Source organism: Variovorax sp. F042 (assembly GCF_057814215.1).
In genome coordinates, this window is the sequence record NZ_JBVASX010000014.1 from 139,795 (window position 1) to 166,736 (window position 26,942).

The 26,942-nt window shown below is 66.9% G+C and carries 26 protein-coding genes and 1 riboswitch; of the genes, 4 read left to right on the plus strand and 22 right to left on the minus strand.

The genetic code is table 11. The features are described from left to right. Positions 1-10 precede the first annotated feature (10 nt). The 4 genes from ACZYSP_RS29800 to ACZYSP_RS29815 all read right to left on the minus strand — a co-directional run bounded on the left by ACZYSP_RS29800 (position 11) and on the right by ACZYSP_RS29815 (position 4,854). A complete protein-coding gene (locus ACZYSP_RS29800; RefSeq protein WP_093079998.1) occupies positions 11-988 on the minus strand; it encodes an alpha/beta hydrolase in 978 nt (325 codons plus the stop codon). Positions 989-1,175: 187 nt separating this feature from the next. Continuing rightward, positions 1,176-3,080, minus strand: coding sequence for a DNA mismatch repair endonuclease MutL (gene mutL / locus ACZYSP_RS29805; RefSeq protein WP_093057804.1), 1,905 nt, complete (start codon positions 3,078-3,080; stop codon positions 1,176-1,178). A gap of 27 nt (positions 3,081-3,107) precedes the next feature. Next, a complete protein-coding gene (locus tag ACZYSP_RS29810) occupies positions 3,108-4,325 on the minus strand; it encodes a dienelactone hydrolase family protein (protein WP_489018070.1) in 1,218 nt (405 codons plus the stop codon). 31 nt (positions 4,326-4,356) lie between these two features. Beyond that, positions 4,357-4,854: a GNAT family N-acetyltransferase gene (locus tag ACZYSP_RS29815; protein ID WP_093057802.1), complete on the minus strand. Its 498-nt coding sequence runs from the start codon at positions 4,852-4,854 to the stop codon at positions 4,357-4,359. A 47-nt stretch (positions 4,855-4,901) separates the two neighbouring features. On the opposite strand from ACZYSP_RS29815, the gene ACZYSP_RS29820 reads away from it, so the two are divergent. Further along, positions 4,902-5,570, plus strand: a complete 669-nt coding sequence (locus ACZYSP_RS29820) for a DedA family protein (protein WP_093057801.1) — start codon at positions 4,902-4,904, stop codon at positions 5,568-5,570. A gap of 67 nt (positions 5,571-5,637) precedes the next feature. On the opposite strand, the gene ACZYSP_RS29825 is transcribed toward ACZYSP_RS29820, so the two are convergent. From ACZYSP_RS29825 to tsaE, 3 genes are all read right to left on the minus strand, one after another. After that, a complete protein-coding gene (locus ACZYSP_RS29825) occupies positions 5,638-5,925 on the minus strand; it encodes a YMGG-like glycine zipper-containing protein (protein WP_093057920.1) in 288 nt (95 codons plus the stop codon). 151 nt (positions 5,926-6,076) lie between these two features. Further along, positions 6,077-7,543: an N-acetylmuramoyl-L-alanine amidase gene (locus ACZYSP_RS29830; RefSeq protein ID WP_093081704.1), complete on the minus strand. Its 1,467-nt coding sequence runs from the start codon at positions 7,541-7,543 to the stop codon at positions 6,077-6,079. Next, positions 7,540-8,046, minus strand: coding sequence for a tRNA (adenosine(37)-N6)-threonylcarbamoyltransferase complex ATPase subunit type 1 TsaE (gene tsaE / locus ACZYSP_RS29835; RefSeq protein WP_489018074.1), 507 nt, complete (start codon positions 8,044-8,046; stop codon positions 7,540-7,542). The genes ACZYSP_RS29830 and tsaE overlap by 4 nt, the downstream gene beginning before the upstream one ends. Here tsaE and queG point away from each other — a divergent pair. Continuing rightward, positions 8,032-9,105, plus strand: a complete 1,074-nt coding sequence (queG, locus tag ACZYSP_RS29840; protein ID WP_489018076.1) for a tRNA epoxyqueuosine(34) reductase QueG — start codon at positions 8,032-8,034, stop codon at positions 9,103-9,105. The two genes, tsaE and queG, sit on opposite strands and share 15 nt — an antisense overlap. Positions 9,106-9,109: 4 nt before the next feature. Here the strand turns inward: queG and arsC are convergent, their stop codons facing one another. The 14 genes from arsC to ACZYSP_RS29910 all read right to left on the minus strand — a co-directional run bounded on the left by arsC (position 9,110) and on the right by ACZYSP_RS29910 (position 23,962). Further along, on the minus strand, positions 9,110-9,490 hold the full coding sequence (gene arsC, locus ACZYSP_RS29845) for an arsenate reductase (glutaredoxin) (RefSeq protein WP_093057799.1): 381 nt from the start codon (positions 9,488-9,490) through the stop codon (positions 9,110-9,112). A gap of 24 nt (positions 9,491-9,514) precedes the next feature. Further along, positions 9,515-10,201 carry a glutathione S-transferase family protein gene (locus ACZYSP_RS29850; protein ID WP_489018078.1) on the minus strand — a complete coding sequence of 229 codons (687 nt, stop codon included), beginning with the start codon at positions 10,199-10,201 and terminating at the stop codon, positions 9,515-9,517. Positions 10,202-10,242: 41 nt separating this feature from the next. Further along, complete coding sequence (locus tag ACZYSP_RS29855; RefSeq protein ID WP_130422419.1) at positions 10,243-10,755, minus strand: 6,7-dimethyl-8-ribityllumazine synthase; 513 nt, start codon at positions 10,753-10,755, stop codon at positions 10,243-10,245. 99 nt (positions 10,756-10,854) lie between these two features. Beyond that, positions 10,855-11,023: riboswitch (FMN riboswitch) on the minus strand. Positions 11,024-11,122: 99 nt separating this feature from the next. Continuing rightward, on the minus strand, positions 11,123-13,309 hold the full coding sequence (locus tag ACZYSP_RS29860) for a TonB-dependent siderophore receptor (protein WP_489018081.1): 2,187 nt from the start codon (positions 13,307-13,309) through the stop codon (positions 11,123-11,125). Between the two features lie 269 nt (positions 13,310-13,578). After that, entirely contained in the window at positions 13,579-14,673 is a 1,095-nt protein-coding gene (locus ACZYSP_RS29865; protein ID WP_489018083.1) for a DNA glycosylase AlkZ-like family protein, read from the minus strand. Between the two features lie 48 nt (positions 14,674-14,721). Next, a complete protein-coding gene (locus ACZYSP_RS29870) occupies positions 14,722-15,600 on the minus strand; it encodes a sugar phosphate isomerase/epimerase family protein (protein WP_489018085.1) in 879 nt (292 codons plus the stop codon). Positions 15,601-15,608: 8 nt separating this feature from the next. Next, positions 15,609-16,796, minus strand: coding sequence for a dihydrodipicolinate synthase family protein (locus tag ACZYSP_RS29875; protein ID WP_440533985.1), 1,188 nt, complete (start codon positions 16,794-16,796; stop codon positions 15,609-15,611). A gap of 11 nt (positions 16,797-16,807) precedes the next feature. Continuing rightward, positions 16,808-17,971, minus strand: coding sequence for a Gfo/Idh/MocA family protein (locus tag ACZYSP_RS29880; protein ID WP_489018088.1), 1,164 nt, complete (start codon positions 17,969-17,971; stop codon positions 16,808-16,810). A gap of 50 nt (positions 17,972-18,021) precedes the next feature. Further along, positions 18,022-19,452: an enolase C-terminal domain-like protein gene (locus ACZYSP_RS29885; RefSeq protein ID WP_489018090.1), complete on the minus strand. Its 1,431-nt coding sequence runs from the start codon at positions 19,450-19,452 to the stop codon at positions 18,022-18,024. A gap of 14 nt (positions 19,453-19,466) precedes the next feature. Continuing rightward, positions 19,467-20,246, minus strand: coding sequence for an ABC transporter ATP-binding protein (locus ACZYSP_RS29890; RefSeq protein ID WP_489018092.1), 780 nt, complete (start codon positions 20,244-20,246; stop codon positions 19,467-19,469). A 57-nt stretch (positions 20,247-20,303) separates the two neighbouring features. Next, positions 20,304-21,305, minus strand: coding sequence for an ABC transporter substrate-binding protein (locus ACZYSP_RS29895; protein WP_093053108.1), 1,002 nt, complete (start codon positions 21,303-21,305; stop codon positions 20,304-20,306). A gap of 52 nt (positions 21,306-21,357) precedes the next feature. Continuing rightward, a complete protein-coding gene (locus tag ACZYSP_RS29900; protein WP_093053105.1) occupies positions 21,358-22,131 on the minus strand; it encodes an ABC transporter permease in 774 nt (257 codons plus the stop codon). A gap of 27 nt (positions 22,132-22,158) precedes the next feature. Further along, a complete protein-coding gene (locus tag ACZYSP_RS29905) occupies positions 22,159-23,151 on the minus strand; it encodes a tripartite tricarboxylate transporter substrate binding protein (protein ID WP_093053103.1) in 993 nt (330 codons plus the stop codon). A 145-nt stretch (positions 23,152-23,296) separates the two neighbouring features. After that, entirely contained in the window at positions 23,297-23,962 is a 666-nt protein-coding gene (locus tag ACZYSP_RS29910; protein WP_093053100.1) for a TetR/AcrR family transcriptional regulator, read from the minus strand. Between the two features lie 94 nt (positions 23,963-24,056). Here ACZYSP_RS29910 and ACZYSP_RS29915 point away from each other — a divergent pair, with 94 nt between their 5' ends. Then, positions 24,057-25,784, plus strand: coding sequence for a thiamine pyrophosphate-binding protein (locus ACZYSP_RS29915; protein ID WP_093053097.1), 1,728 nt, complete (start codon positions 24,057-24,059; stop codon positions 25,782-25,784). Here ACZYSP_RS29915 and ACZYSP_RS29920 read toward each other — a convergent pair. Then, positions 25,747-26,043, minus strand: a complete 297-nt coding sequence (locus ACZYSP_RS29920; protein WP_093081682.1) for a hypothetical protein — start codon at positions 26,041-26,043, stop codon at positions 25,747-25,749. The genes ACZYSP_RS29915 and ACZYSP_RS29920 overlap by 38 nt on opposite strands. Positions 26,044-26,146: 103 nt before the next feature. On the opposite strand from ACZYSP_RS29920, the gene ACZYSP_RS29925 reads away from it, so the two are divergent. After that, positions 26,147-26,926, plus strand: a complete 780-nt coding sequence (locus tag ACZYSP_RS29925) for an AraC family transcriptional regulator (protein WP_093081679.1) — start codon at positions 26,147-26,149, stop codon at positions 26,924-26,926. Positions 26,927-26,942 lie beyond the last annotated feature (16 nt).

A 26,942-nucleotide genomic window follows, 5' to 3' on the forward strand; every position in this document is an offset into this window, starting at 1 on the left:
CGGACGAAACCTAGATGGCGGCCGGTGCCGGCGCGCGAACCTCGCCGCGCACATCCTGCGGCGCCAGCGCGGCGGAAGGCGGTGCAAGCCGTGGCTGCGGCCGGTTCGCCGCGCCGCCATTGCTGGCAACCATGCTCTCCGGCTTCATGCGGAACAGCTGCGTCAGCGCCGCGCGGTACTGCGCCTCGCCGATCGAATTGGTGTTGTGGTGCGAACCACCCTCGACCAGCACGAACAGCTTGGGCACGGTGGCCGCGTCATACAGCTTGCGGCCCAGCGTCGGGTTGATGAGGCTGTCGGCCGTGCCATGCACCACCAGCAGCGGCGAGCCGATGTCCTTGACCGTGTTGATCGCTTCGAATCGCTGCGTGATGAACGGGCCGAAGGGCAGCCAGCCCCACTTGAAGCCGCTGACCACGTCGGCGATCGAGGTGAAGGTGCTCTCGACGATGGTGCCGCTCTCGTCGTTCACATGCGCCGCCAGGTCGATGCCGATGGCGCCGCCGAGCGAGTGACCGAAGATGTAGCGGTGCTGTTTGGGGTGGCGCGCGGCCAGCCAGGTCCAGGCGGCGCGGGCGTCTTCGCGGGCCGACTCTTCCGAGGGCAGGCCCTTGGAGCTCTTGCCGAAGCCGCGGTAGTCGATGGCCAGCACCGAGAAGCCCAGTTCGTGCATGCGCTGGATGCGCGGCGCCGAGCCGGCCACGTTGTAGCGGGCACCGTGCAGGTACAGCATCACGGGGGTGTCGGTGGTTTCGGGCGCGCCGCCCAGCCACAGGCCGTGCAGGCGAGCGGGCTCACCGGTGAGGGAAGACTGGAAATCGATCCACACGTCTTCCATGCCCTGGGTCATGGAGGCGGTGTTGCCCCAGCTGCGGTCGCTGGGCTGGAAGATCCATTCGCGTTGCTGTTCGTCGAGCGTCGAGCAACCGGCTGCCAGCAGGGCACAAAGCGAGAGGACAGACGCGAGGAGGGTCCAGCGTTTCATCATGGGGTTGAGGGACAGCGAAGTCGGCGGAAAAGTTCACCTGCTTTCACCTTGGTGCGCCGACACTGCACCTTGGTAACCCCCCGAAACAACGCTCACAGGCGCTTTACCGAGCCTATGCAACGTGCGTGCCCGCAATCCCGATGACTGCGGAAAACCCTAGAAAAAAGGCTTAAAGCGCCGATTTGCCCTATCGGCCGCGCATGAACAGCGAATCCAGCTCGCGAACCGACAGCTGGCGCCAGGTCGGCCGGCCGTGGTTGCACTGGTCCGAACGTTCTGTTGCTTCCATCTGACGTAACAGTGCGTTCATCTCGTCGATGGTGAGCTTGCGGTTGGCCCGCACCGCCCCGTGGCAGGCCATTGTGGACAGCAATTCGTTCTGGGCGCGCTGAACCACCGTGCTCGCGTCGTGCTGGCCCAGTTCGGCCAGGACGCTGCGCGCCAGTTCCACCGGATCGCCGTCGGCCAGCGTTCCGGGCACGGCGCGCACCGCTAGCGTGCGTGCCGAGAAGGGAGTTATTTCCAGGCCCAGCGTCGGCAGCACCTCGGCGCAGGCCTCGGCCGTGGCCACTTCCTGCGGCGTGGCCGCGAAAGTGGCCGGAATCAGCAGCGGCTGGCTGCTGATGGACGCACCGTCGAGCTGCGTCTTGAGCCGCTCGTAGACGATGCGCTCGTGCGCCGCGTGCATGTCGACGATCACGAGGCCCTGGCTGTTCTCGGCCAGGATGTAGATGCCCTGCAGCTGGGCCAGCGCGCGGCCCAGCGGCCAGGCTTGTTCGTTGGTGGCGAGGGCGGCAGCCTCTGTGTTTGCCGCGGCCACGGGCAGCCCGACAGGGGCCTGGAACGTTGCCGCCGCCGCACTGGCCTGGGGCCAAAGAGACGATGCGGTCGATTCCGCCGCATGCTGCGCCGGCTGCTCGCTGCGCCGGGGCCACATCGCCTCGAAATCGCCGGCGCCGCGCTCCTGCGATGTGAAATTGATGGCGGGCTGAGCCCAGCTGGCGTTCGACGGCAGCGGGGTCTGCTTGAAAAATGGCTGCGGTGCCGCACCCGCTGGCGCGACTGCATCACCGGCACGCGGGGCCGCCAACGCGTCCTCGATGGCATGGCGCACCGCCTGGTGCACCTCGCGCCCGTCGCGAAAGCGCACCTCGATCTTGGTCGGGTGCACGTTCACGTCGACCCGCGCCGGATCGATCTCCAGGTACAGCGCGTAAATCGGCTGGCGCTGGCCGTGCAGCACGTCTTCGTATGCGCTGCGCACCGCGTGCGACAGCACCTTGTCGCGCACGAAGCGGCCATTGACGTAGAAGAACTGCTGGTCGCCGCGCGAGCGCGCCGCATCCGGAATGCCGGCGCGGCCGACCACGCGCACCGGGCCGCCTTCGCGATAGACGGCCACGCTCTGCGCCACGAACTCGTCGCTCAGCGCATCGGCCAGCCGCTGCTCGCGCGTGGTGGCGGCGCGCCACTGCTCGACCAATTTGCCGTCATGCCACACCGAAAAGCCCACCTCGGGCCGTGCCAGCGCATGGCGGCGCACCGCCTCGATGCAATGGGCCAGCTCGGTGGCGTCGGTCTTCAGAAACTTGCGGCGCGCGGGTGTTGCAAAGAACAGTTCGCGCACCTCGACTGTGGTGCCGGTGGAGCGGGCCACCGGCCGCAGCTCGCCGGTGCGTCCGTCGAGCGCGAAGGCCGTGTCGGAGCCGGTGAAGCGCGAAAGAATGCTGAGTTCGGCGATCGCATTGATGGCGGCCAGCGCCTCGCCGCGAAAGCCCATCGTGCCGACCGTTTCGAGGTCGTCGAGGCTGGCGATCTTGCTGGTTGCATGGCGGCGCAGGGCCACCGTGAGTTCCTCGCGCGGAATGCCCAGGCCGTCGTCTTCCACCGAGATCAGCCGCACGCCACCCGAGGCCAGCCGCACCGTGATCTGGCTGGCGCCCGCGTCGAGCGCGTTGTCCAGCAACTCGCGCACCACCGATGCGGGGCGCTCGACGACTTCACCGGCAGCGATCTGGCTGATCAGTTCGTCGGGGAGTTCGCGGATCGGGCGGCGTTCGGTGGGGGTGATGGAAGTGGGGAGGGCGCTCACCGGGGCATTCTAAAAGCCGTGTCGTTTTCAGCGCGGCATCAGGGTGTTCGACGGCAGCGTCTCGTCCAGCAGCTTGCGCGCCGTCTCGATCCCCGCCACCGGTAGCAGCTTCGCATCGAGCAGGCCCACCTGCACCAGCACGCTGGCCTGATCCCAGTAGATATGCTCGTGATAGAGCTTGTCGCCGCGGAACTTGATGACCGCGAGCAGTGGCACTTCCACGCGCTTGCCCGTGGGCGCAACACCCGGGAGCATCCACGGGATTTCGGTGGTGTGCGTGAAGCAGAACAGCATCTCGTCGACCACCTGCGTGGCGCCCACCGTGCGCGAGATCGGCACCAGCGAGGTGTCGGGCGGATTGCTGTTGACGAAGTGGTTCGTATAGAACGCGTGCAGCGCCTTGTAGCCCACGCCGCCGGTCATGGTCGGGATGTGGTTGACGTACGGCTCGGCCACCATGGTCGACATGGTGTCGTCGACGTTGCGGGTGGCGAACTCGTATTCGCAGTGCTTGTCCCACAGCGCCGAGAGGTCGTAGTGCGGGCCGATGGCGTCCTTCAGCGTGGCGATGCTGCGCTCGTGCGCCATCAGCGCCGAGGGCTTGTGGAAGTGTTCGCCGCCGGCGCGTGCGAAGGCGTGGTCCATGCCGGGATACACATACAGCGAAACGCCGGGCCGGCCCCGGAGCGTGGCGACGATGCGTTCGCGCGCCTCGGGTGGGCAGAACTTGTCGAGCTCTGCGATGTGCAGCGTGAGCGGGCGCTTGATCTTGTCGGCCTCGTCGAGCGCGGCGTCGATGCCCACGCCGTAGTAGCCGACGGCAACGTCCGCATCGGTGCGGCAGGCCGCCAGGTAGGCCAGCTTGCCGCCCAGGCAGAAGCCGAGCACGCCTACTTTGGCGTCCTGCACTTCGGGGCGCTGGCGCAATGCGCTGATCGAGGCCTGCATGTCCTCCATACCCTTGGCCTCGTCGAAGCCGCCGTAGAGCGCGAAGGCGCGTTGCCAGTCGTCTGGCGAGTAACCCAGCTCCACGTTCGGCTCCTGGCGCCAGAACAGGTCAGGCACGAGCACCACGTAGCCCTCCTCGGCGTAGTAGTCGGCCACCTCGCGCATCGTGTGGTTGATGCCGAAGATTTCCTGCGCGATCACCAGGCCCGGGCCGCTGCCGGCTTCGGGCAGGGCGAGGTAGCCGCGGAAGGTGCCGCTGCCATCAGCGGCTTTCATCTGGATGTACTGGCCTGTCATCGTGAGTTTCTCCGGGTGGGGTAAGTAAGTCTTATGGCTGCTGCAGTTGCTTGAACATGACGAAGGCATCCACGAAGCCATGCTGCGGATGCCTGAACGCGCCGGGCAGTGTGCCGACGATGGCAAAGCCCAGCTTGCGCCAGAGGCGCACCGCGCCTTCGTTGGTGGACACCACGAAGTTGAACTGCATCGCCCGAAAGCCCATGCGCACGGCCTCCTGCTGCGAGTGTTCGCACAGCGCCGAGGCCACGCCCAGGCCGCGCGCGGCCTCGGACACCACGTAGCCGCAGTTGCTCACGTGCGAGCCGTGCCCGGGCTGGTTGGCCTTGATGACGTAGGTGCCGAGCACCGCGCCCTGCGCGTCGCAGGCCACGAAGGTGGCCGCGGGCAGGTTCATCCACGCATGACGAGCCTCGGCTTCGGTGACGTCGGTCGCGAAGGTGTAGGTGTCGCCGCGGCGGAAGGTGGGTTCGAGCACGGACCAGATGGCCGGCCAGTCTGCGTCGGTGGCAGCGCGTATGTGCAGCATGGGGTGATTCACAGGGCGTTCGGTTTCAACAAGGATAATCCGCGGCCATGGAAATCATCAGCTTTCTCGTCGACTTCATCCTTCACGTCGACAAACACCTCGAGGCCTTTGTCATTGCCTATGGCCCCTGGGTCTATGCCTTGCTGTTCCTCATCGTCTTCGTCGAGACCGGTGCGGTGGTGATGCCGTTCCTGCCCGGGGATTCGCTGCTCTTCATCGTTGGCGCACTGTGCGGTGCGGGGCTCATGAATTTCCCGCTCGCCTGCGGGGTCCTGATTGCGGCGGCCATTCTGGGCGACCAGTGCAACTATTCGATCGGCCGCTACTTCGGGCCGAAGGTGTTCCAGTGGGAGAACTCGCGCTTCTTCAACCGCAAGGCCTTCGACCAGGCCCACGGCTTCTACGAGCGCTACGGCGGCATCACGATCATTCTTGCGCGCTTCATGCCGTTCATTCGCACCTTTGCGCCATTCGTGGCCGGCGTGGCCGAGATGAGCCGCGCGAAGTTCACCATGTTCAACGTGGTCGGCGGGCTGATCTGGGTGCTGGGCATTGCAACAGCGGGTTACTTCTTCGGCAATCTGCCGTTCGTGCGCCAGCATCTCGACAAGATCATCTGGGCGCTGATCTTCGTGCCGGGGTTGCTCGCGATCTTCGGCGCATGGCGCGCCTCGAAGGCCGAGAAGGCACGCGAGGCGCAGGCCTCGCAGGCCTGACGACTGCCTGGCCGATCAACCAGCAAAAAAGCGCGCCACTGGCGCGCTTTTTCGTTCAGGCCGTATCTCAGTAGTTCGGGCCGTTGCTCGGGTAGTAGCCGCTGCCTTGCGGATAGCGCTGCTGGTTGTAGTAGTTGCGTTCGTCGGCATTGCGGCCGACCTGGTTGCCGATGATGCCGCCGATGGCCGCGCCACCCACCGTGCTTGCAGTGTTGCCGCCGATGGCGTGACCCACCAGCGCGCCGCCGACAGCGCCCACACCAGTCCCGAGGTTCTGGTTAGGGCCGCTCGCGCAGCCTGCAATCGTCATGACCGAAGTGGCTGCGAATGCAGCGATCCAGAGACGTGTGTTCATGATGTCCACCTTTCGAGGAGTGATGAGTCATCATGTCCAGAAGGCCGGTGGCATCTGTGTAGGAGCCTGCCGCGCCTGCCTGTGCGGACTCGTGGACCGCACGGCGTGGGACAGCAGTGCACGCTTTGGCTTTACAAAGTCGCGCGGCCGATCAGAGCTGCCGGCTGCGCGCCAGAGGCGGGTTCTGCGCAAAGTAGCGCTGGATGCCGCGCATCAGCGCGTCGGCCAGGTTCTCCTGGTAGTCGACGCGGCGCAGGTTGGCTTCTTCTTCCGGATTGCTGATGAAGGCTGTCTCCACCAGCACGCTCGGGATGTCCGGCGCCTTCAGCACCGCGAAGCCGGCCTGTTCGACCTGGCCCTTGTGCAGCCGCGCGCCGATGTTCTTGATCTCGCCGAGCATCGCGCCGCCGAGCTTCAGGCTGTCGTTGATCTGAGCGGTGGTGCTCATGTCGAGCAGGGCGCGCTGCACCTGCGCTTCGTGGCCGCCGACGTTCACGCCGCCGACCTTGTCGGCATCGTTTTCCTTGTTGGCCATCCAGCGTGCCGCGCTGCTCGACGCGCCGCTCTGGCTCAGCGCGAACACGCTGGCGCCGCGCGCGGCGGGTGTGGTGAAGGCGTCGGCGTGGATGCTCACGAACAGGTCGGCCTGCACGCGCCGCGCCTTCTGCACGCGCACGCCCAGCGGCACGAAGAAGTCGGCGTCGCGCGTGAGAAAGGCGCGCATCGGGCTGCCGTTCACGCTGCTCGCGTTGATGCGCTCGCGCAGCCGATGCGCCACCTGCAGCACGATGTCTTTCTCGCGCGTGCCGTTGGGGCCGATGGCGCCGGGGTCTTCACCGCCGTGGCCGGGGTCGAGCGCCACGATGATGATGCGGTCGGTGCGGCTGGCCGTGGCGGCGGTGCTGCTGCCGCCGCGTGCGGCAGCCACCGGGGGAGGGGGCACCACGGGCCTGACGGGCGCGGTGCCCACCACGGGCGGTGGCGGCGTGATTAGCACGGGTGGCGGCGTCTGCGGGCCGGGGCGCATCGACTGTTGCGCCATCAGCTCGCCGAGCGGATCGGCCGCAGGTGCGGCCGGGGCCGAGGGCACGATGCCGGCCACGGCCGGGGCGTTGTTCGTGTTGCTGCCGCTGCCCGCGCGAGGCGCATCGCGCAGGCGCTCGGCAATCAGCGCTTCCATCGGGTCGATCGCCTGCTCGGGGTACAGGTCGAGCACCAGCCGGTGCTTGTACGCGGCCACGGGCGCGAGCGAGAACACCTGCGGCACCACGGCCTGCTTCAGGTCGAACACGATGCGCACCACCTTCGGCGCGTTCTGCCCGACGCGCAGGCCGTTGATGAACGGGTCGCCCGGCTTGATCTTGCCGACCAGCTCGCGCAGTTCGGGGCTTAGGTCGATGCCCTCGATGTCGACGGCAAGCCGCGGCGGGCTGCCCACCACGAGCTGCTGCGAGTTGAGCCGCGCATCGGACTCGATGGTCACGCGCGTGTAGTCGGCTGCGGGCCACACGCGCACGGCGAGGATGGTGGCGCCGCGGGCGATCTGGTGCACGCCGAGCATCAGCGCGATGCTGCCGCCTTGCAGCAGCACGCGCCGTTTCAGGCCGGTCGCCTTCATGCGGCGATGCGCGCCAGCAGATCGCTGCCGCGAGGGGTGTTCGCGAGGAGGGTCACGCTGCGTGTGTCGTCAGTCATTGCTTCTATTTTAATAGCGAGGTCGGCAACCGGTGTGCGGCCCGCGGCGTTCTCTGGCCATTCGGCCAGCTTGAGGCCCGGTCCCGCGAAGATGTCGCGGAAGCCGGCGTCGTCCCATTCGCGCGGATCGGCGAAGCGGTAGAAGTCGAAATGGAAGATCTGCAGGCCGTCGGGCGCCTCGTGGGGCTCGACCACCGCGTATGTGGGGCTCTTGATGCGGCCTGCGATGCCGAGCGCGCGCAGCAGGTGTCGAACGAAAGTGGTCTTGCCGGCGCCAAGGTCGCCTTGCAGCGCGATGAAGGCATCGCGCAATGCGGGCGAGGACGCGAGGGCCAGCGCGAAAGCGTCGGTGTCGTCCTCGCTGCGCCAGCGCAGGCTGCGGGCGTTCTGGGTCGTTTCTACAATCGGCAAGTGATCGTCAGCCATCCACTCGTTGTTCGTATTCAGGCTTTGGCCCGGGAACTCGGATTCTCCCAAATCGGAATCGCGGGCGTCGATTTATCGAGCGCCGAGGCCGGTCTGATGCAATGGCTGGCCCATGGGTTCCATGGCGAGATGCAATACATGGAAACACACGGCACGCGCCGCGCCCGTCCGGCCGAGCTGGTGCCGGGCACGGTGAGCGTGATCACCGCGCGCATGGACTACCTGCCGCGCAGCACGCAGCCCGAGTGGCAGGCCATCGAGTTCGACCGCCTCACGCGGCCCGGCGAGGCCATCGTGTCGGTCTATGCGCGGGGCCGCGACTATCACAAGGTGCTGCGCAACCGGCTCGCGAAGCTGGCCGAGCGCATCGCCGAGGAGGTCGGCCCCTTCGGCCACCGCGCCTTCACCGACTCGGCCCCCGTGCTCGAAGCCGAGCTGGCCTCGCGCAGCGGGCAGGGCTGGCGCGGCAAGCACACGCTGGTGCTCGACCGCGACGCGGGCTCGATGTTCTTCCTTGGCGAGATCTACATCGACATGGAACTGCCGCCGAGCGAGCCCGTCACGGCACATTGCGGCAGCTGCAGTGCCTGCATCGACATCTGCCCGACGCAGGCCATCATTGCGCCGCAGCGGCTGGATGCACGGCGCTGCATCTCCTACCTGACCATCGAGCATGGCGGGCCCATTCCGCTGGAGCTGCGTCCGCTGATGGGCAACCGCATCTACGGCTGCGACGACTGCCAGCTGATCTGCCCCTGGAACAAGTTCGCGAAGAAGAGCGAGCTGCCCGACTTCGATGCGCGCGAAGGGCTCACGGGGCGCACGCTGGCCGAGCTTTTTGCGTGGACCGAAGAAGACTTCCTGCGCCGCACCGAAGGCAGCCCGATCCGCCGCATCGGGCATGAGCGCTGGCTGCGCAACATCGCCGTGGCGCTGGGCAATGCGGCGCGAGCGGGCGAGGGCGATGCGCAGGAGGCACTGGCGACACGGGCCGAACACCCGAGCGAACTCGTGCGCGAGCATGTCGCGTGGGGCCTGGCGCAGCGGGCCACGAGCTGACGCTTCAGGCCGGCAGGATCTCGCGCACGCGCCCCCATGGCCGGCACATCAGCGTGCCGCGCGGCGACACCACGATGGGACGCTGCAGCAGGATGGGGTGCTCGACGATGGCGTCGAACAGCTGGTCGTCGGTCCACTTCGAATCGGCCAGCTTCAGTTCTTCGTACGGCGCTTCCTTGGTGCGCAGCAGTTCGCGCGCGCCCATGCCCATCGCCTTCGCGAGCTCGCGCAGCTTTTTCTTCGGCGGAGGCGTTTCCAGGTACAGGACGATCTCGGGCTCCACGCCGCTTTCGCGGATCAACGTCAGCACGTTGCGCGAGGTGCTGCAGTTGGGCTTGTGGTAGATGGTCATCGGGTAGACGGTGGTCGGTGTGCGTACGGTCATGGTGTCGATGATAGAAAACAGGGCTCAGCCTCCCGGAGCGCTCGGGTCCATGGTGAAGGGAAAGCGCGTAGCCCAGAATTCCGCCAGCCGAGGGTCGGCATCCACGCGGCGCACCACCCGGGCCATGCGCGGCGCCACGCGGTAGAAGCGCCTGCGGCCCGGCGTCCAGCGCGACATCACGGTCACGTACAGGTCGAGCATGCTCAGCTTCTCCCCCAGAAGGTAAGGCGCGGGCTCGTCGATCTGCGTGTCCATCAGGTGCCAGCAGTGCGCGATGCGCTCGGCAGAGCGTTCGAGCATCGCGGCTTGCGCGGCGGGGTCGGGCACGAGGCGCTGCGGGTCGTCGCGCACCCAGAACAGCGAGTAGATGGCCGCCGGCAGGTAGACCATCCAGCGCAGGTAGCGCGAGCGCAGCGGGTCGTCGGGTGCGGGGCAGAGCCCGGCTTGCGGATAACGGTCGCCGAGCCAGATCAGGATGGCCGCGCTCTCGGTCATTACCTCGCCCGAAGGCAGCACCAGCGCGGGCACCTGGCGCATCGGGTTGACGCCCGACACGCGCTCGCGCTCGGCATCGCTCTCCCACGTGGCGACGTCGACAGTTTCGACCTGCGCGCCGATCAGCGTCAGCGCGGCATGTATCGGCGTGGCGCCCGAGCCAGGGGCGCCGTAGAGGGTGTAGCGGTCTTCGCGGGCGGATGATGAAGAGCTCATCCACCCAGATTACTGCAGGCTCGCACCCCTTGTCACGTAGGTCACGCCGCCAGCAGCGCGTCGACCTTCTTCAGCCCTTCGAGCGTCTTGAAGCAGGCCTCGGCCACTTCCGTGCCCTTGACCGCGAAGTGGCGGTGGAAGTACTTGCGGTGCTCCACGTGCTCGTGGAAGTGATGCGGCGTGAGCACGGCCGAGAAGATCGGCACGTCGGTTTCCAGCTGCAGCGACATCAGCGTGCTGACCACCGTGTTCGCGACGAACTCGTGGCGGTAGATGCCGCCGTCGACTACCAGTGCGCAGCCGATGATGGCCGCGTACTTGCCCGAGTTGGCGAGCCGCTTGGCGTGCAGCGGAATCTCGAAGGCGCCGGGCACGTCGAAGATGTCGATGAGCTCGCGCGCCACGCCGAGGCGATCCATTTCTTCGAGGAAGGCGTCGCGTGCCTGGTGGACGATGTCGGAATGCCACTGCGCCTCGACGAATGCGATGCGCGTGCCGCGCGGCGAACCCGACGCGGTAACGGCAGAAAGGGGAAGGTCGTTGATCTGACTCATGGTGTGCCTCTTGAAAGCAGGTTTCCTGAATCAGGGCGCACGAAACCGCAAGGCTACCTGCGCGCACGGCAAAGCAATGCGCGCGGGCGAGCCCGCATTTCGCGCTCTCTTTCATCCGGACTGTGACCGTCGGCTTCGGAATCGCACCGAAATCTGCTGACCCTGGAGCTTGTTGCAAGCCCCAGGCGCTCGCGGGCTTGTGCGGCCTTTTTTCAGAAGAGCCGCCATTACCGCCGGTGGGGAATTGCACCCCGCCCTGAGAACGCTTGCCGCCCGGCGAACCGGACAGCGGGGGCGATTCTAGGAGCCCATCGCCGTACGGACCTGTCGCCCGCGCGGCAGACCTTCGCTCGAGCGGGGATTTTCTTCAGAAACGATACGTGGCGGCCGCAGTCACGGTACGGCGCTGGCCGTAGAAGCAGTCGCCGCGTGCCAGGCAGGTGGTGAGCTGCACCTTGTCGGTCAGGTTGCCCACGTTGAGCGACAGGCGCAGTGGGCCGTTGTCCCAGGCGACCATCGCATCCAGCAGCGTGACAGAGGGCACGGGGTTGGCGTCCATGCCGTCCCATGACTTGCCGAGGTAGCGCACGCCGCCGCCCACCGAGAAACCCGACACGCCGCCGATCGTGAAGCGGCGCATCAGCCAGGCCGAGGCCGTGTGCTTCGGCACGCCCGAGATGCGCTTGCCCAGGTCGGCGCCGTTGCTGCGCGACACGCGCGCGTCGGTGTAGGCGTACGAGGCGATCCAGTCCCAGTCGCGCCCGATGCTGCCCTTGTACTCGAGCTCCAGGCCCTTCACGTGCACCTCGCCGAGCTGGATGCTGTTGAGCGGGTTGGTCGGGTCGGTGGTCTTGCGATTGGTGTCGCGCAGGTCGTACACCGCCCCCATGAACGAGGTGCGCTGGCCTTCGGGCTCCCACTTCACGCCAGCCTCCCACTGCTTGCCGCGCTGCGGCTTGAAGGGCGTGTTGTTCACGTCCGCGCCGCCCAGCGGCAGGAAGGACTCGGCATAGCTCAGGTACGGCGCCCAGCCGCCGTCGGCCAGGTAGACGATGCCGGCGCGCTTGGTGGTGGCCTTGTCGTCGACCGCCACCGCGGGGCGGCCCTCGGTGTCGGTGGTGGCCTTGTCGTGGCGCAGGCCGAGCAGGCCGATCCAGCGGCCGTACTTGACCTGGTCCTGCACGTAGATGCCGGCCTGCTTCTGCAGCACCGCGGGCTGCCGCGTGAGGAAGGTGGGCGCCGTGTAGTTGCCGTACACCGGCGCATACACATCGAGCGCGCCCGCGCGGCCGCGGCCGGTGAGCTGCGAGGTCTCGTTGCGCTGGAAGTCCGCGCCGACGAGCAGCGTGTGCTCCACCGCGCCGGTCTTGAAGTGCGCCTCGGCCTGGTTGTCGATCAGCAGCATCTTGCCGCCGTTGAGCTGCACCACCAGGTCGCGCTCGATGGTGCGCTGGTCGGCGTTGAACACCGGTCGCGCCGGGCGACCGGTGAGCCGGTTGGCCGTGAAGCTGGTGTAGGAGGAGTTGTAGACCACCTTGCTCTCGGTCGAGCGCAGGTTCTGCCTGAAGGTCCAGGTGTCGTTGAAGCGGTGGCTGAACAGGTAGCCCAGCGAGGTGTTGCGCGTGTCGTAGCGGTCGAAGCCCGGCTCGCCGGTGAAGGTCGAGGTGGGAATCTGGCCGTACAGCGACGGCAGCAGCGTGCCCTGCCATGGGAAGAAGCCGATCAGCGAGCCGCTCTTGTCCTTCTGGTAGAGCGCCTGCAGCGTGAGCGAGGTGTCGGCGTTCGGGCGCCAGGTGAGCGAGGGCGCCAGCAGGATGCGGTCGTCGGGCACATGGTCGACCTGCGTGCCGCTGTCGCGGTTCACGGCCACCAGGCGATAGAGCCACTTGCCTTCGGTGTCGAGCGGACCGGTGAAGTCGGCCGCGACCTGCTTGCGGTTGTGGCTGCCCAGCTGCACCTGCACCTCGCGCTGTTGCTCGGCCTGCGGCCGCTTCGACACCAGGTTCAGCACGCCGCCGATGCCGCCCTGGCCGTAGAGCACGGAAGAGGGCCCGCGCAGCAGCTCGACGCGCTCCAGCATGTACGGATCTACGCGCGTGGTGTTGTAGGTGCCGTAGCTGCGCTGCAGCCCGTCGAGGTACTGGATGGCGTCGCCGCCGCGCACCTTGAACGAGTCGACGCGGCTGTCGAAGTAGCTCGACACCACGCCGGCCGTGTAGTTGGTGGTCTCGCGCAGCGTGAGCGCGCTCTGCGCCTCCATCTGGTCGCGCGTGATGACCGAGATGGCCTGCGGCGTCTCGATCAGCGGCGTGTCGGTCTTGGTTGCCGAGCTTCCGCGCTTCGCGACGAAGCCGGTCACCGGGCCGGTTGCGGTCTCGCCCGAATCGCCCGATACGGTGACGGTGGGCAGTGCCCTGCGGGGCTCGCCGGCTTCGTCTTTTTCTTCGGCATAGGCCGGTACGGCGGCGCTCAGCGCCACGGCGGTGGCCGCGAGCGTGGCGCGGCGGGTGTGTGAAAGGTGCCACGTCGGGCGGCGATGCTTCTTCGATGTCATGTGCAGCTTCTCCTGAGTCCTGCGGTAAGGGGAGTGGCTGCGGCGCGCAGCGGGGCGTGCCATGGCTTCTCGGATTCGGTTCAATCCGGACGAGCGCTACCGGCGGCTCGCTCAATCAATCAAGGCTGGCGGCCGGTGGGTGTTGTAGGTTTTTCTTGCGTCGTCGGGGGGGAGCAGCCGTTGCGGCTGCGGTCTTCGTTCCTTCGAAGACGGCTGGCGGCCCGTTGCGGGCGGCTGGCTGAGGCCGCGCGATTATAGGAAGAAAGGTGTCAGCGCCCGGAGAGGAACTGCGTCATGCGCTGCAGTTCGGCGTCGAGCGCCGCGCGAAAGGCCGCGTCGCGCGGCTTCTTGCCGGCGTAGCCGAAGGCTGGCTTCAACCGGCCTTCGGGCGCGGTGACGTTGGCCCACCCGATCACGCGGTCATGCCACAGCATCGGCAGCGCGTAGTAGCCGAACTGGCGCTTGGGCGCGGGCGTGTAGGCCTCGAACTTGTACGTCCAGTCCCAGAGCAGTTCGAAGCGGCGGCGGTCCCACACGACGGGGTCGAAGGGGGCGAGCAGGCGTACGGCGTCGTCGGGCGCGTGGCGGCGCGAGGCCGGGTTCTCGTCGGCGGGCCAGTACCAGGTCGTCCCGTCGATGCGGCAGCTTGCGAGCAGTTCTTCGCGGGCGATGCGCAGGGCCGCCTGCGTTTGCAGCGAGAGATGCGGCGCACCGTAGCCGAGCAGGCGCACGAGGTAGGTGAGGCTCGCGGCAGGCAGCGGCGCGTATTTGCGCACCACCAGTTCGATCAGCGCGGCGGCGCGCTGTGCGCGGCCGGCAGGGCTGTTGTCGGCGGGCTGGTGCGTCACGGCCTCATAGACGCGCGTGCCGCTGTCGCGCCGCACCACGCGCAGCATGCCGCGGTAGTGCATTTCGTCGAGCAGGTGCGTGGTCGCGTTGCTCGAGCCGCCCCAGTAGTTCTTGATGCGGCCATGCGCGAAGTGCTGTTCGACCTGGCGTGGATGCACCGGGCCGTGTTCCTGCACATAGGCGAGCACATCGGCGGCCTTGCGCCGCGTGTCGGCGTCCCATGCGCGCTTGGCTTCGCGCGGGTGCATCAGCGCCAGGTGCTCGCGCGGCAGGAAGCCGTAGTTGACGAGGCAGTCTTCTTCGACGGCGATGCGGGTGTAGCGGTTTTCGAGGTCGCCCGCGCGGTAGTCCTTCACGCGGTGGCGCAGCGTGAGATCTTGTGCGCGTGCGGGCGCGCGGATCGGGTCGGCCTGCACGAAGCCGAGCTGGCGGATCGCGGCGGGCAGCGTGGTGGGCTTGAAGAGGGTGCGTGCTACCGCGTAGCGGCGCAGGTCGTCGAGGGTCGGGGTAGCCATGCTGCGGATTGCAGCACAAGCGGCCGCGTTCCGCTCGAGGCCATCCGGTCAGACGGCGCTTCGGTGCCGCTCGATGCAGACGTCCAGCGTTTCCGCGCCGGGCCGCTGCCACCAGTCGAGATTCGAAAAGATCTCGACCTCGCTGAACCCCGCGAAGCCCGCATCCTCGACCCAGCCACGGATCTTCTTCAGCTCGACCACGCCGTCGCCCATCATTCCGCGGTCGCTCAGCAGGTCACGCGTGGGCGTGAGCCAGTCGCACACGTGGTACGCCAGCAGACGCTCACGGCCTGCGCGGGCGATCTGCTGTTGCAGCTTCGGGTCCCACCACACGTGATAGATGTCGAGGGCCACGCCGAGCATGCCGCTCTTGCCTGCGTCGAGTTCGTCGCAGAGGTCGAGTGCGTGTTCCAGCGTGTTGATGCACGCGCGGTCGGCCGCCTGCATCGGATGCAGGGGCTCGATGGCGAGCGGCATGCCGACTTCGCGGGCGTATTCGAGCGATGCGGCGATGCCGTCTCGCACCTCGCCGCGCGCGCGGCCGATGTCCTTGTAGGCGACCTTGCCTTCGAGCGCGCCGGGCAGGGCGCCGACCACCAGCACGAGACAGGGCGCATCGAGCGTCTTCGCTTCGTCGATGGCGCGGCGGTTGTCGTCGAGCGCGGCCTTGAGGCCAGCCGCATCGGGCGCGGGGAAGAAACCGCCGCGGCAGTAGCCCGAGAGGCCGATGCCGTGCGCCTTCAGTTGTTTCGCCACCTTGTCGAGTCCGACAGCCGCCACCTGGTCGCGCCAGGGGCTGATCGCGCGGATGCCGCGCTCGGCGCACTGGTCGATGATGCGGTCGAGCGAAACCTCCGCGCCGGACTGCTTGCGCACCGTGGCGGTGTTGATCGACAGCCAGTCGTGGTTCTGAGAGAAATCGCGCATGGTCCGAATCAGCCTTCCACGCCGTGCAAAGCCAGCAGCGTCTTCATGCGCTGAATCGCCAGCTCCGGCTGCTCCAGCAGGTTGGCCGCATCGGCCAGCCGGAACAGCTCGGCAAAGTGCTGCAACGAGCGTGTGCTTTGCTGACCACCGACCATCGTGAAGTGCTTCTGGTGGCCGTTGAGCCACGCCATGAACACCACGCCGGTCTTGTAGAAGCGTGTGGGCGCCGCGAAGATGTGGCGCGACAGCGGCACCGTCGGGCCGAGGATCGCGTGGAACTTCTCGGTGTTGCCCTGCGCAAGCGCACCGAGGGCGGCGCTCGCGGCGGGGGCGATGGCGTCGAAGATGCCCAGCAGCGCATCGCTCTTGCCATGCGTCGGCTCGCTGCCGAAGCCGTCACCGGCAATCAGCTCGGCGTAGTTGAAGTCGTCGCCCGTGTACATGCGCACGCCCGGCGGCAGGCGCCGGCGCATCGCAATTTCCTTGTCCTTGTCGAGTAGCGAGATCTTGATGCCGTCGACCTTGTCCGGATGGGCCGTGATGATGCCCAGCGCCGTGTCCATCGCCGCATCGACATCCTTCGTGCCCCAATAGCCTGCCAGCGCAGGGTCGAACATGTCGCCCAGCCAGTGCAGCACCACGGGCTGCTTCGCCTGGCTCAGGATGCGGTCGTACACGCGCTCGTAGTCGGCCGGGCTCTTGGCCACGCGGGCCAGCGCGCGGCTGGCCATCACGATCAGCTTGCCGCCGAGCGCCTCGATGGCGGCCATCTGCTCTTCGTAGCCGCGGATGACGTCGTCGACGCTCTTCACGTCATCGATGTTCAGGTGGTCGGTGCCGCAGCCTGACGCAACCAGTGCGCCCGGCATGTCCTTGGCTGCATCGAGAGACCGGCGGATCAACTCGAGCGAGGTCGGCCAGTCCAGGCCCATGCCGCGCTGCGCGGTGTCCATGGCTTCGGCCACGCCCAGGCCCAGCGAGAACAGGTGGCGGCGGTAGGCGATGGTGGTGTCCCAGTCGACTGCGCATTGCAGCCACGGGTCGATGGCCGCCAGCGGATCGGCCACCACGTGCGCGGCCGAGTAGGCGATGCGGTTGAACTTGATGCCCGCATCGGGCTTCACCGGTGCGGTGCCGCGCAGCGCGTAGGGCGCGAGCGTGCCGCCGGCGGTAGGGAGGTTCAGCGAAAGAGCCATGGCGAGGGACCTCAGACCTTCAGCGCCGGAACATCGACCCAGCGACGGTCCTTCCACGATTCGAGCGCGGCTTCGACCAGCTGCACGCCCTTGGCGCCTTCGGGCAGCGTCCACTTGTACGGCTCGTTCTCGACCACGTGGCGAATGAAGTGCTCCCACTGGATCTTGAAGCCGTTGTCGTAGACCTGCGAGTCCGGAATCTCCTGCCACTGGTCGAAGAAATTCATCATCTGCTTCTCGTCGGGGTTCCACACCGGGCGCGGCGTGGCCACGCGCGACTGGGCACGGCAGCTCGACAGGCCCGCCACGGCCGAGCCGTCGGTGCCGTCGACGTGGAAGGTCACAAGATCGTCGCGGCGCACGCGCGTGACCCAGCTCATGTTGATCTGCGCGATGACGGGTTCGCCGTTGTGGCCGGTGAGCTCGCAGGTGGCGTAGGCCGCGTCGTCGGCGGTGGCTTCATACGGCTTGCCGGCTTCGTCCCAGCGCTTGGGGATGTGGGTGGCGCCAATGCACGACACCGACTTCACTTCGCCGAACAGGTTGTCCAGCACGTAGCGCCAGTGGCACATCATGTCCAGGATCATGCCGCCGCCGTCTTCCTTGCGGTAGTTCCAGCTCGGGCGCTGGATGGGCTGCAGGTCGCCCTCGAACACCCAATAGCCGAACTCCAGGCGCACGCTGAGCATGCGGCCGAAGAAGCCGGCGCGGCGCAGCATGTCGAGCTTGCGCAGGCCGGGCAAAAAGAGCTTGTCTTGCACCGCGCCGTGCTTCAGGCCTGAGCCTTCGGCGAGGCGCGCGATCTCGACGGCTTCGTTGAGATTGGTGGCGATCGGCTTCTCGCAATACACGTGCTTGCCGGCGCGGATGGCCTTGGCCAGCAGCGTGGGGCGCATCTGCGTGGTGCCGGCGTCGAAGAAGATGGTGTCGTCCTTGTTCTCCAGGGCCTTGTCGAGGTCGGTGCCCCAGCGCGCGATGTTGTGGGCCTTGGCGAGCGCTTCCATCTTCTCGGCGTTGCGGCCGATGAGGATCGGGTCGGGCATGACCTTGTCGCCATTCGACAGCGTGACACCGCCTTGCGCGCGGATGGCGCAGATCGAGCGGATCAGATGCTGGTTCATGCCCATGCGGCCGGTGACGCCGTGCATGATGATTCCTAGACGTTGGGGGGCCATCGTTTTCTTCCTTGAGATGCGAGAGAGATTGCAGATCGAAGCGGGGGGCTTCAGTAGACGGAACGCATGGCGTCCCACGAGATGCCGGCGCCGGGTTTTCCGGTGGCAAAGCCGGGCGCGGTGGCGAGCGAGGACAGGTCGAGCTGCCCGTCGCGGATGGCGAGGCGCACTGCGCCGTCGCTTTGTTCGTACAGGCCTGGATGGGCGCGCAGCAGTGCCTGCTGTTCAGCTTCGGGGGCCGCGGCAAGGCCGTTGACGTAGTGGTGGCCGTTGCGCTCCACGTGCGAGAGGCCGAGCCAGGAGACCAGCGCCAGGTCTTGCTGCACGCCGATGCCGGCCTGCATGGTGAGGTCTTCGCCGGAGAGGAAGTAGCGCGGCTTTTCCTCGGAGGCGTTCCAATGCGCGCAGCGCGCCGCGTTGATGACCGACTTGTAGAAGCCCTTGCAGCTCTTGCTCGACACACTGGTATAGCCGAGCGCGCGGGCTTGCACGAAGGCATCGAGCGTGGCGTCGGACTCGTCGATGAGCAGCGGAATACGCTTGCCGAGCGCGGACACGTCGCGCTGCAGGGCTGCATCGCGGCGGATCGGCTGTTCGACGAAGACCGTCTTCTGCGCGAGCTTCCACAGCACGGGCGTGGACAGCATGCGGTCGAGGAAGACGCCGAAGTCGTCCGCATCGGCGTATTGCTCGTTGCCGTCGAGCGTCACGAGTTGCGCGTGGCCGTCTATCACGCGGGCGATGCGTTGGAGTCGATCGATGTCTTGCGCGGTGTTGCCGCACAGTTTGAGCTTGAAGTGCGTGAGACCGTAGCGGCGCACGGCCGCTGCGAGCGTCGTGGGCAGGCCGTCGGTGGGGGCGTCGGGCACGGCGTCGCTGTCGTTGATGGCATCGGCCAACCCGACTGTGTGGCGCGCTGCGATGCGCGTGCGCGGCGATTGCCTAGACAAGAAGCCGGGCATGTCGAAGCCTGCGAGGTCATCGGCCAGGCCGCTGCCTGCGACGTCGATGCCGCTCAGGTTGCCGCTCATCGCAGCGGCGAAGCTCACGCCACTGTGCAGGCATAGTGCGTCGAGCAGGGCGCGGTCGATCAGCGCCGGGCCGTAGCTGGCCACGAGCGGCTGCAGGCCCTTGGCCCTGGCGCGCGCCTGCAGTGCGGCGTAGTTAGACGCGAAGTGAGTCCAGGCGGTCTGTGTGTCGGGCTCGGCCGTGTAGGCTTCGCGCGCGTCGCGCAAGGCGAAACGTAGTTGCTCGAAGTTCTGTTCATTGGTGAGGGCTGGGTTCTTGTCGAACCACTTGGGCACCATCATCTCGGCGGCGCAGCCCTCGGCCGTGCGGCCGTCCGCAAAGCGGATGCGGGCCTTCACGTAGACCTGCGGGCAGGCCGTGACGGTGGCCGCGCCGAAGCGGAACGGCAGCCGCAGCGTGACGTTGCGCTCGGCAAAGCGGATCTCCTCGACGTGAAAACGGATGGCATCCATGGCTGGCGCTTTCTTCAGTGGTCGAGGATGCCCTGCGAGAAGAAATGCGCGCGCACCAGCTTCGTATATGCGCCGAACTCGGCCGAGGCCATCATGTCGAGCGTGCGCGGGCGCGGCAGGTCGATGTCGTACACCGCGGCGATGGAGCCGGGCCGCTCGCTCATCACGATCACGCGGTCCGACAGGAAGATGGCTTCCGGAATGCTGTGCGTGATGAGCATCACCGTCTTCTTCGACGCCATCCAGATGCGCTGCAGCTCCAGGTTCATCTTCTCGCGCGTCATCGCGTCGAGCGCGCCGAAGGGCTCGTCCATCAGCAGCACCGACGGGTCGTGCAACAGGGCACGGCAGATCGACGCGCGTTGCTGCATCCCGCCCGAGAGCTGCCAGGGGTATTTGCCCTCGAAGCCCTTCAGGCCGGCCATTTCCATGAGCTGACGCGCGCGGTCCTTCGAGGCCGCCTTGGGCAGATGGCGCATCTCGGCCTGAAGCAGGATGTTGTCTTCCACGCTGCGCCAGGGCAGCAGCACCGCGCTCTGGAACACGATGCCCACATCCTTCTGCGGACCCTTGATCGGCTTGCCGGCCAGCGTGAGACTGCCGCCGCTGATGGGCAGCAGGCCCGCCACCATCTTCAGCAGCGTGCTCTTGCCGCAGCCCGAGGGGCCGACGACGGAGACGAACTCGCCTTCCTTGATGGCGAAGTCGAGTGGCTTCAGCGACTCGACCGGGCCGTCCTTGCTTTGGTAGATCTTCGAGACGCCGCGCGCTTCGATCAGGTTGACTTGGGACATTGAATGCGTGAGAGGTGGCGGCAGCGAAAGGCGCGCGGGTTCGAAGGCAGTGGCAGGTCAGGGCAGGAAGTCGAGGGTCACGTAGTCTTCGGGCTTGCCGCGTGTGGACGCATCCATGCCGCCGTACTGCACCAGCAGGTCGAGTGAGTCGCTCACGTTCTTCATCGCCACGCGGTACGGGCGCTGGTTGGCCGTTTCCTTCGTGTGATAGAGCGCCACGCTCTGCTTCATGCCGACGATCAGGGTGTCGCGCACGCCCGCCTTGGGGTTGGCCTTGAGCATTGCGTCGACCGCGGCCTCGGGGCTCTTCTCGGCAGCTTCGGCGGCCTTGGTGGAGGCGCGCATGAAGCGCTTCACCAGGTCGGGGTTCTCGGTCAGCAGGTTCTTGTTGGTGATGATCCCGGAGCTGATCTGGTTCACGCCGGAGTCGGCGAAGCGGATCGGCGTCACGGGCTTGCCGGTGGCGTCCTGCAGCTTGATCGCCTGGTCCATCACGTAGCCCAGCAGCAGGTCGGCCTGGCCGTTGGTCACGGCATTGAGCTTGGTCTGGCCGTCGCCCGAGACGATCTTCACCTGGTCGGCCGTGATGTTGTTGACCTTGAGGAACAGCGGCCACATCTGCGACATCGAGTCGCCCGGCGTGACGGCCACCGTCTTGCCGATGATGTCCTTCGGCGTCTTGATGTTCTTCTCGGTGAAGCCCATGACCGACATCGGGCTCACCTGGAACAGCACGCCGGTCGACTTCAGCGGAGCACCCTTGGCGGCCGCCTTGATCATGGTCGTGACGTCGATGTAGCCGAAGGTTGCCGACTTGGCGGCCACCGCCTGCGCGGTGACGGCGGAGCCGCGGCCTTCCTGGATGTCGAGGTCGATGCCTTCCTCGGCGTAGAAGCCCTTTTCCTTGCCGAGGAAGAAGGGCGCGTGCTCGCTGTACAGGTACCAGTTGAGCATCAGCGTGACCTTGTCCTTGGGCTTGTCGCCCTGGGCCTGCGCAGGAGCGATGGCGAAGGTGGCGAGCGCTGCTGCAGCGAGCAGCGAGGGAAGCAGTTTCTTCATGGTCTTGTCTCCGGGAGTTGTTGGCTTTGCGAAGGAACTTGAAACGGAAAACTCAGTTCGCGTGGCGCTGCGAGGCGTGCCAGGGAATCATCACGCGCTCGACCAGGTCGACCGCGACGAAAAGAATGACGCCGATGCTCGAGAGAACCACCAGCGCGGCGAACATCAGCGGCAAGTCGAAGTTGCCGTTGGCAACCTGCAGCACGTAGCCGATGCCCGAGTTGGAGCCGACGAATTCACCGACCACCGCGCCCACCACGGCCAGCGTGACCGACACCTTCAGGCCGCTGAAGATCGAAGGCAGCGCCTGCGGCAGGCTGATCTTGAGAAAGGTCTGCAGGCGGCTCGCACCCATCGAGCGCGAGAGGTCGAGCATGTCGGGCTCGACCGACTTGAAGCCCATCACCGTGGACACCACCACAGGGAAGAAACCCAGCAGGAAGGCGCTGATCACCTTCGGGAAGATGCCGAAGCCGAACCACACCACGAACAGCGGCGCGATCGCTACCTTCGGGATGCTCTGCGAGAACACCAGCAGTGGATAAACGTACGACTCGACGACGCGCGAGTAGGCGATGACCATCGCGATCGGAATGCCGATCAGGATCGTCAGGCCGAAGCCGCCCAGCGTGGCGAGCGTGGTCTTCCAGCTTTCGGCGAGCAGGCGCGGCCACTCGGCGACGAGCTGCTTCACGACCTCCCACGGCGGGGGAATCAGGTAGGCCGGAATCTTGAAGAGGCGGATCGCCAGGTCCCACAGCACCAGCAGCAGCAAGATGAGGATGAAAGGGCGCAGGGCCGGAGAGAGCAGGAGCTTGCGGAACATGGCGAGGGCCGGGGCTTTCAGGGGGGCTTACTGTTGGACCGAGAGCCCGGCTGCCTTCACGAGCTGCGCGTTGCTCGCGATCTCTTCCTTGATGTAGGCGTCGAACTGCTCGGGCTTGAGCGTCCAGGCGTCGGCGCCGAGCTTGGCGAAGCGCTCCTTCACCTCGGGCGTGGCCAGCGCCTTGGCTACCTCGGCATGCAGGCGCTCGACGACGTCGCGCGGCGTCTTGGCGGGCGCCATCATTCCGATCCAGAAGTTGAATTCGGAGCCGGGCACGCCGGCCTCGGTGGTGGTGGGCACGTCGGGCAGGGCTGCGGCGCGCTTGGGCGAACCGACCGCCAGCGCCAGCAACTGGCCTTCCTTGATCTGGCCGATGACCGGAGCAATGGGCGAGAAGTAGTAGTCGACGCGGCCCGAAAGCACTTCGGTCACGGCCTCGCCCGATCCCTTGAAGGGAATGTTGGTCGCGTCGATCTTGGCGGCCATCTTGAACTTCTCGGCGTTCAGGTGCGTGGCGCTGCCCTGGCCGGCGGAAGCGAAGTTCATGCTGCCGGGCTTGGCGCGCGCGGCGGCCAGCAGCTGGGGCAGCGTCTTGATGTTCTTGCTGGGCGAGATCACCAGCGCATTGGGCAGCGACGAGATTGGCGTGACCCCCGCGAAATCGTGCACCGTGTCGAACGGCAGCTTGGCGAAGGTCGAAGGGCTGACCGTGTGCGACGACGAATGGATCATCACCGTGTAGCCGTCGGGCGCAGCCGTGGCCACCGCCTGCTGGCCGATGGTGCCGCTGGCGCCGCCGCGGTTGTCGACCACCAGCGTCTGGCCCATGCTGGCGCTCATCTTGTCGGTGATGGCGCGGGCAATGATGTCGGTGGTGCTGCCGGCCGCGAAGGGAACGATCACGCGGATCGGCTTGCTGGGGTAGCCGTTCTGCGCGGCGGCCAGGCCCGGTAGCAGTGCAGCGATGCAGGTCAGCGAGGCAACGACGGTGGTGCGTGCAGTGCTGGCAAAGAGCTTCATGGATGTCTCCGCGCGGTCGGGCCGCTTTCTTGAACCGATCAATTCACCAATGAGTGAATTATCGATTGTAGGAACGGCTGCGCTGCAGCGTCAACGGCCGCTGCCTAGTAGATACCCGGAGAGCACGAAGACGCGCTGATGAAGCTCAGTGCAGGACGTAGCCCAGCACGAGATCAGTCATGTGCGAGAGGCGTTGCGCCATTGCCTTGGGCGCGCGCAGGTCACGGCCGAAGATGGCCGAGAGCGTGTGGTTGTTCGAGAGGTAGAAGTAGCAGAGCGACGCGATGGAGATATAGAGCTGCACAGGGTCCACGCCGGCGCGGAACAGGTTGTCGCGCCGGCCGCGCTCCAGCACGGTGTCGAGCAGCTGTACCAGCGGCGAGTTCATCTCCTGGATGCGCTCGGAGCGCTTGAGGTGCGCCGCGCAATGCAGGTTCTCGCTGTTGAGCAGCGTGATGAACTCGGGGTGCTCGAGGTAGTAGTGCCAGGTGAACGAAACCAGCTGGCGGATGGCCTCGACAGGCTCGATCTCGTCGAGATGCAGGCGCTGCTCGGCCTCGCGGATATCGGCGTAGGTGCGCTCCAGCACCGCGAGGAACAGGTCGTCCTTGCTGCCGAAGTAGTAGTAGATGAGGCGCTTGTTGAGGCCCGCGCGCTCGGCGATGCTGTCCATGCGCGCGCCGGCGAGACCGCGCGCGGAGAACTCGTCGCGCGCCGACGCGAGGATGGCGAGCTGCGAGCGGTCGGCGTCGCGCGAACGGGGTTCGATCACTTCGGCGGCGTCGGGTGAGGGGTCCTTGGAGGCCTTCATGGCGCGAATTTAACCAATTGGGGAATTAACGCAAGGCGTCTGGAGCGGGCGCACATAATTGCCGAAGACATTTGCAGCTGAGGTTCTACTTCTCATGAGTACATCACAACCCGCGGGCCACCTGATCGTGGAGTGCCTGGTCGAACAGGGCATGGAAATGGCGTTCGGCGTGCCTGGCGAAAGCTTCCTGGCGGTGCTCGACGGCTTTCATGCGTACCGCGATCGCACGCGCTTCATCGTCAACCGGCAGGAGGGGGGCGCGGCCTTCATGGCCGAGGCGCACGGCAAGCTCACCGGGCGGCCGGGCGTGTGCTTCGTCACCCGCGGGCCCGGCGCGACGAACGCATCGATCGGCGTGCACAACGCCTTCCAGGATTCGACGCCGATGGTGCTGTTCGTCGGCGACGTCGGCAGCGACTTCCGCGATCGCGAGGCTTTCCAGGAGGTCGACTACGGCAGCTTCTTCGGGCCAAGCACCAAGGGCTTTGCCAAGCGCGTGGAGCGCATCGACGATGCGAACCGCATTCCCGAGTACATCGCGCGCGCCTTCGCCACCGCGATGAACGGACGGCCGGGGCCGGTGGTGCTTGTGCTGCCGGAGGACATGCTGCGCAGCGAGACGACGGCTCGGCCGCTGGCGCGCGTGGAAGCGGTCGAGCCCTGGAGCGACCCGGGTGCGCTGCGCACCTTGCGCGAACTGCTGCTGAAGTCGCAGCGCCCGCTGGTGATTGCCGGCGGCGGCGGCTGGACGACGCAGGCCGCGCAGGCGCTGCAGCGTTTTGCGGAGAACTGGCGACTGCCGGTGGCGAACGCCTTCCGCTTTCAGGACACTTTCGACAACCACCATCCGCTGTATGCGGGCGATGTCGGCATCGCGATCAACCCGAAGCTCGCGCAGCGCGTGAAAGACGCCGACCTGATCTTGGCCATCGGTCCGCGCCTGGGCGAGATGACGACCGGCGGCTACACGCTGCTCGAAGCGCCCAAGGCGAAGCAGACGCTGGTGCACATCCATGCGAGCGCCGAAGAGCTCAACCGCGTGTACCAGGCCGACCTGGCGATCAACGCCGGCATGAGCGCGGCCGCGCGCAGCCTGGAGGTGCTGAGCGCGCCGCCGACGCTGCCCTGGGAAGAATGGACGCTGCAGGCGCACGCCGACTACGAGGCCAACCTTGTGCCGCAGGCGCTGGCCGGCATGCCCGCCGAGACGCCGCGCGGGCCGGTCGACATGGCGGAGGTCGTCGCGCTGCTGCAGAAGCACTTGCCGGCGGACGCGGCCATTACCAACGGCGCGGGCAACTTCGCAAGCTGGGTGCACCGCTACTTTCGCTATCACGGGCTCGCGAAGGGCGCGAAGACGCAGCTGGCGCCGACCAGCGGAGCGATGGGCTATGGGGTGCCGGCCGGCATCGCGGCCAATCTTGCGACGGGGCGCGTGGCCTTCACCATCGCGGGCGATGGCGATTTTCTGATGACCGGGCAGGAGCTGGCGACGGCTGCGCAGCATGGCGGCAAGAGCATCGTCGTGCTGCTCAACAACGGCATGTTCGGCACCATCCGCATGCACCAGGAGCGCGAGTACCCCGAACGCACGAGCGGCACTGCGCTGCGCAACCCCGACTTCTGCGGCCTCGCGCGCGCCTATGGCTATGCGGCCGAGCGCGTGACGGAAACGGCGCAGTTCGAGGCCGCGCTGCTGCGTGCGCTGGCGGCCGATACGGGCACGCTGATCGAGATCCCGCTCGACCCTGAAGTGATCACCACGCGCGGCACGCTGGCGTCGATCACGCGTTCGGCGAAGCAGCAGCAGGCGCAGGGCTGAGTGCCGAGCGATGTCGGGCCACTTCGTCGCGCAAGGACGGCGAGCGCAGCTCGAACACGTCGAACAGGCCGAGCGCGTCGAGGGCGGGAATCAGGGAGACCAGGTCTTGCTCGGCGGCGTGCCTGTCGGCGGCCGACGCGCTTGCGTCTTCGAGGATGCGCACGTTGGCGAGGAAGGCGCCGACCGATCCCTTGCGCAATGTGCGGCCGTTCACGACGGTGAAGTCTGCGCCGTCGGGCAGTACGTCTTGGGCTTTCATGGATGTTCCTTGGATGGGTTGGTGAGGATGAACTCGATGCTAGGCAGCGGCGCGCGTTCGGGCTTGCGGCGCGGGGCCAATCGATACCTCTGGCGGGCCAACCATGGCTGCTGAGGCCCCTGTGAAGCTCTGGATCAACGCCTACGAGGCGCCGCGCGTCACGGACTACCACGCGCATGAAACCGGCCAGCTGTTCGCACTGCGCGAGGGGTTGCAGGTCATCGAAACGCCTTCGGGCCGCTGGGTGCAGCCGCCGGGGTGGATCGGCTGGATCGCACCGCGCTGCGCCCATGCGGCGCAGAGCTTTGGTGCCACCACGGGCTGGAGCTTGCACATCGACTCGATGATGGCGGCGTCCTTGCCGGACGGACCGCATGTGTTTGCCGTCACGCCGCTGGTGCAGGGGCTGATCGACCGGCTGACATCGATGGATGCCACCGAGCCCCTGCTGGAGCCGCGCCGTGCGCGTCTGGTGGGCGTGCTGATCGATGAGCTTGCGGCGAGCGCCAGGCCGTCGCTGCACCTGCCGATGCCGCAGGACAAGCGCCTTGCCGCGATGGCTGCTGCGGTGGCCAATGATCCGGCGTTGCCGGACAGCATCGACGAATGGGCCGATCGCATCGGCATGGCGCGCAGGACGCTCACTCGCCGTTTCGCCGTGGAAACGGGCCTGAGCTTCGCGCAATGGCGCCAGCAGGCGCGGTTGCTCAAGGCCGTCGAGCTGCTGAGCCTGAAGGAGGCCGTGACGGCGGTGGCGCTGACGGTGGGCTACAGCTCCGTGAGTGCCTTCATCGAAGCCTTCCGCAAGCACTTCGGCCGCACGCCGTCGCGCTTCTTCGAAGAAAGCGTGGCCTTGCCGCAGGCGAAAAAAAAGCCCGCATGAAGCGGGCTTTTTGATT

What these genes read in the sequence shown, in the direction of transcription:
- ACZYSP_RS29895 (WP_093053108.1), bottom strand. Translation starts at nt 21,305, where the DNA reads ATGAAGAAACTGCTTCCCTCGCTGCTCGCTGCAGCAGCGCTCGCCACC.
- ACZYSP_RS29855 (WP_130422419.1), bottom strand. Translation starts at nt 10,755, where the DNA reads ATGAGTCAGATCAACGACCTTCCCCTTTCTGCCGTTACCGCGTCGGGT.
- ACZYSP_RS29815 (WP_093057802.1), bottom strand. Translation starts at nt 4,854, where the DNA reads ATGCTGCACATACGCGCTGCCACCGACGCAGACTGGCCGGCCATCTGG.
- tsaE (WP_489018074.1), bottom strand. Translation starts at nt 8,046, where the DNA reads ATGGCTGACGATCACTTGCCGATTGTAGAAACGACCCAGAACGCCCGC.
- ACZYSP_RS29920 (WP_093081682.1), bottom strand. Translation starts at nt 26,043, where the DNA reads ATGAAAGCCCAAGACGTACTGCCCGACGGCGCAGACTTCACCGTCGTG.
- ACZYSP_RS29810 (WP_489018070.1), bottom strand. Translation starts at nt 4,325, where the DNA reads ATGACAGGCCAGTACATCCAGATGAAAGCCGCTGATGGCAGCGGCACC.
- ACZYSP_RS29865 (WP_489018083.1), bottom strand. Translation starts at nt 14,673, where the DNA reads ATGGCTACCCCGACCCTCGACGACCTGCGCCGCTACGCGGTAGCACGC.
- ACZYSP_RS29800 (WP_093079998.1), bottom strand. Translation starts at nt 988, where the DNA reads ATGATGAAACGCTGGACCCTCCTCGCGTCTGTCCTCTCGCTTTGTGCC.
- ACZYSP_RS29905 (WP_093053103.1), bottom strand. Translation starts at nt 23,151, where the DNA reads ATGAAGCTCTTTGCCAGCACTGCACGCACCACCGTCGTTGCCTCGCTG.
- ACZYSP_RS29820 (WP_093057801.1), top strand. Translation starts at nt 4,902, where the DNA reads ATGGAAATCATCAGCTTTCTCGTCGACTTCATCCTTCACGTCGACAAA.
- ACZYSP_RS29890 (WP_489018092.1), bottom strand. Translation starts at nt 20,246, where the DNA reads ATGTCCCAAGTCAACCTGATCGAAGCGCGCGGCGTCTCGAAGATCTAC.
- ACZYSP_RS29860 (WP_489018081.1), bottom strand. Translation starts at nt 13,309, where the DNA reads ATGACATCGAAGAAGCATCGCCGCCCGACGTGGCACCTTTCACACACC.
- ACZYSP_RS29850 (WP_489018078.1), bottom strand. Translation starts at nt 10,201, where the DNA reads ATGAGCTCTTCATCATCCGCCCGCGAAGACCGCTACACCCTCTACGGC.
- ACZYSP_RS29900 (WP_093053105.1), bottom strand. Translation starts at nt 22,131, where the DNA reads ATGTTCCGCAAGCTCCTGCTCTCTCCGGCCCTGCGCCCTTTCATCCTC.
- ACZYSP_RS29910 (WP_093053100.1), bottom strand. Translation starts at nt 23,962, where the DNA reads ATGAAGGCCTCCAAGGACCCCTCACCCGACGCCGCCGAAGTGATCGAA.
- ACZYSP_RS29915 (WP_093053097.1), top strand. Translation starts at nt 24,057, where the DNA reads ATGAGTACATCACAACCCGCGGGCCACCTGATCGTGGAGTGCCTGGTC.
- ACZYSP_RS29885 (WP_489018090.1), bottom strand. Translation starts at nt 19,452, where the DNA reads ATGGATGCCATCCGTTTTCACGTCGAGGAGATCCGCTTTGCCGAGCGC.
- ACZYSP_RS29825 (WP_093057920.1), bottom strand. Translation starts at nt 5,925, where the DNA reads ATGAACACACGTCTCTGGATCGCTGCATTCGCAGCCACTTCGGTCATG.
- ACZYSP_RS29880 (WP_489018088.1), bottom strand. Translation starts at nt 17,971, where the DNA reads ATGGCCCCCCAACGTCTAGGAATCATCATGCACGGCGTCACCGGCCGC.
- ACZYSP_RS29830 (WP_093081704.1), bottom strand. Translation starts at nt 7,543, where the DNA reads ATGAAGGCGACCGGCCTGAAACGGCGCGTGCTGCTGCAAGGCGGCAGC.
- ACZYSP_RS29870 (WP_489018085.1), bottom strand. Translation starts at nt 15,600, where the DNA reads ATGCGCGATTTCTCTCAGAACCACGACTGGCTGTCGATCAACACCGCC.
- arsC (WP_093057799.1), bottom strand. Translation starts at nt 9,490, where the DNA reads ATGACCGTACGCACACCGACCACCGTCTACCCGATGACCATCTACCAC.
- ACZYSP_RS29925 (WP_093081679.1), top strand. Translation starts at nt 26,147, where the DNA reads ATGGCTGCTGAGGCCCCTGTGAAGCTCTGGATCAACGCCTACGAGGCG.
- ACZYSP_RS29875 (WP_440533985.1), bottom strand. Translation starts at nt 16,796, where the DNA reads ATGGCTCTTTCGCTGAACCTCCCTACCGCCGGCGGCACGCTCGCGCCC.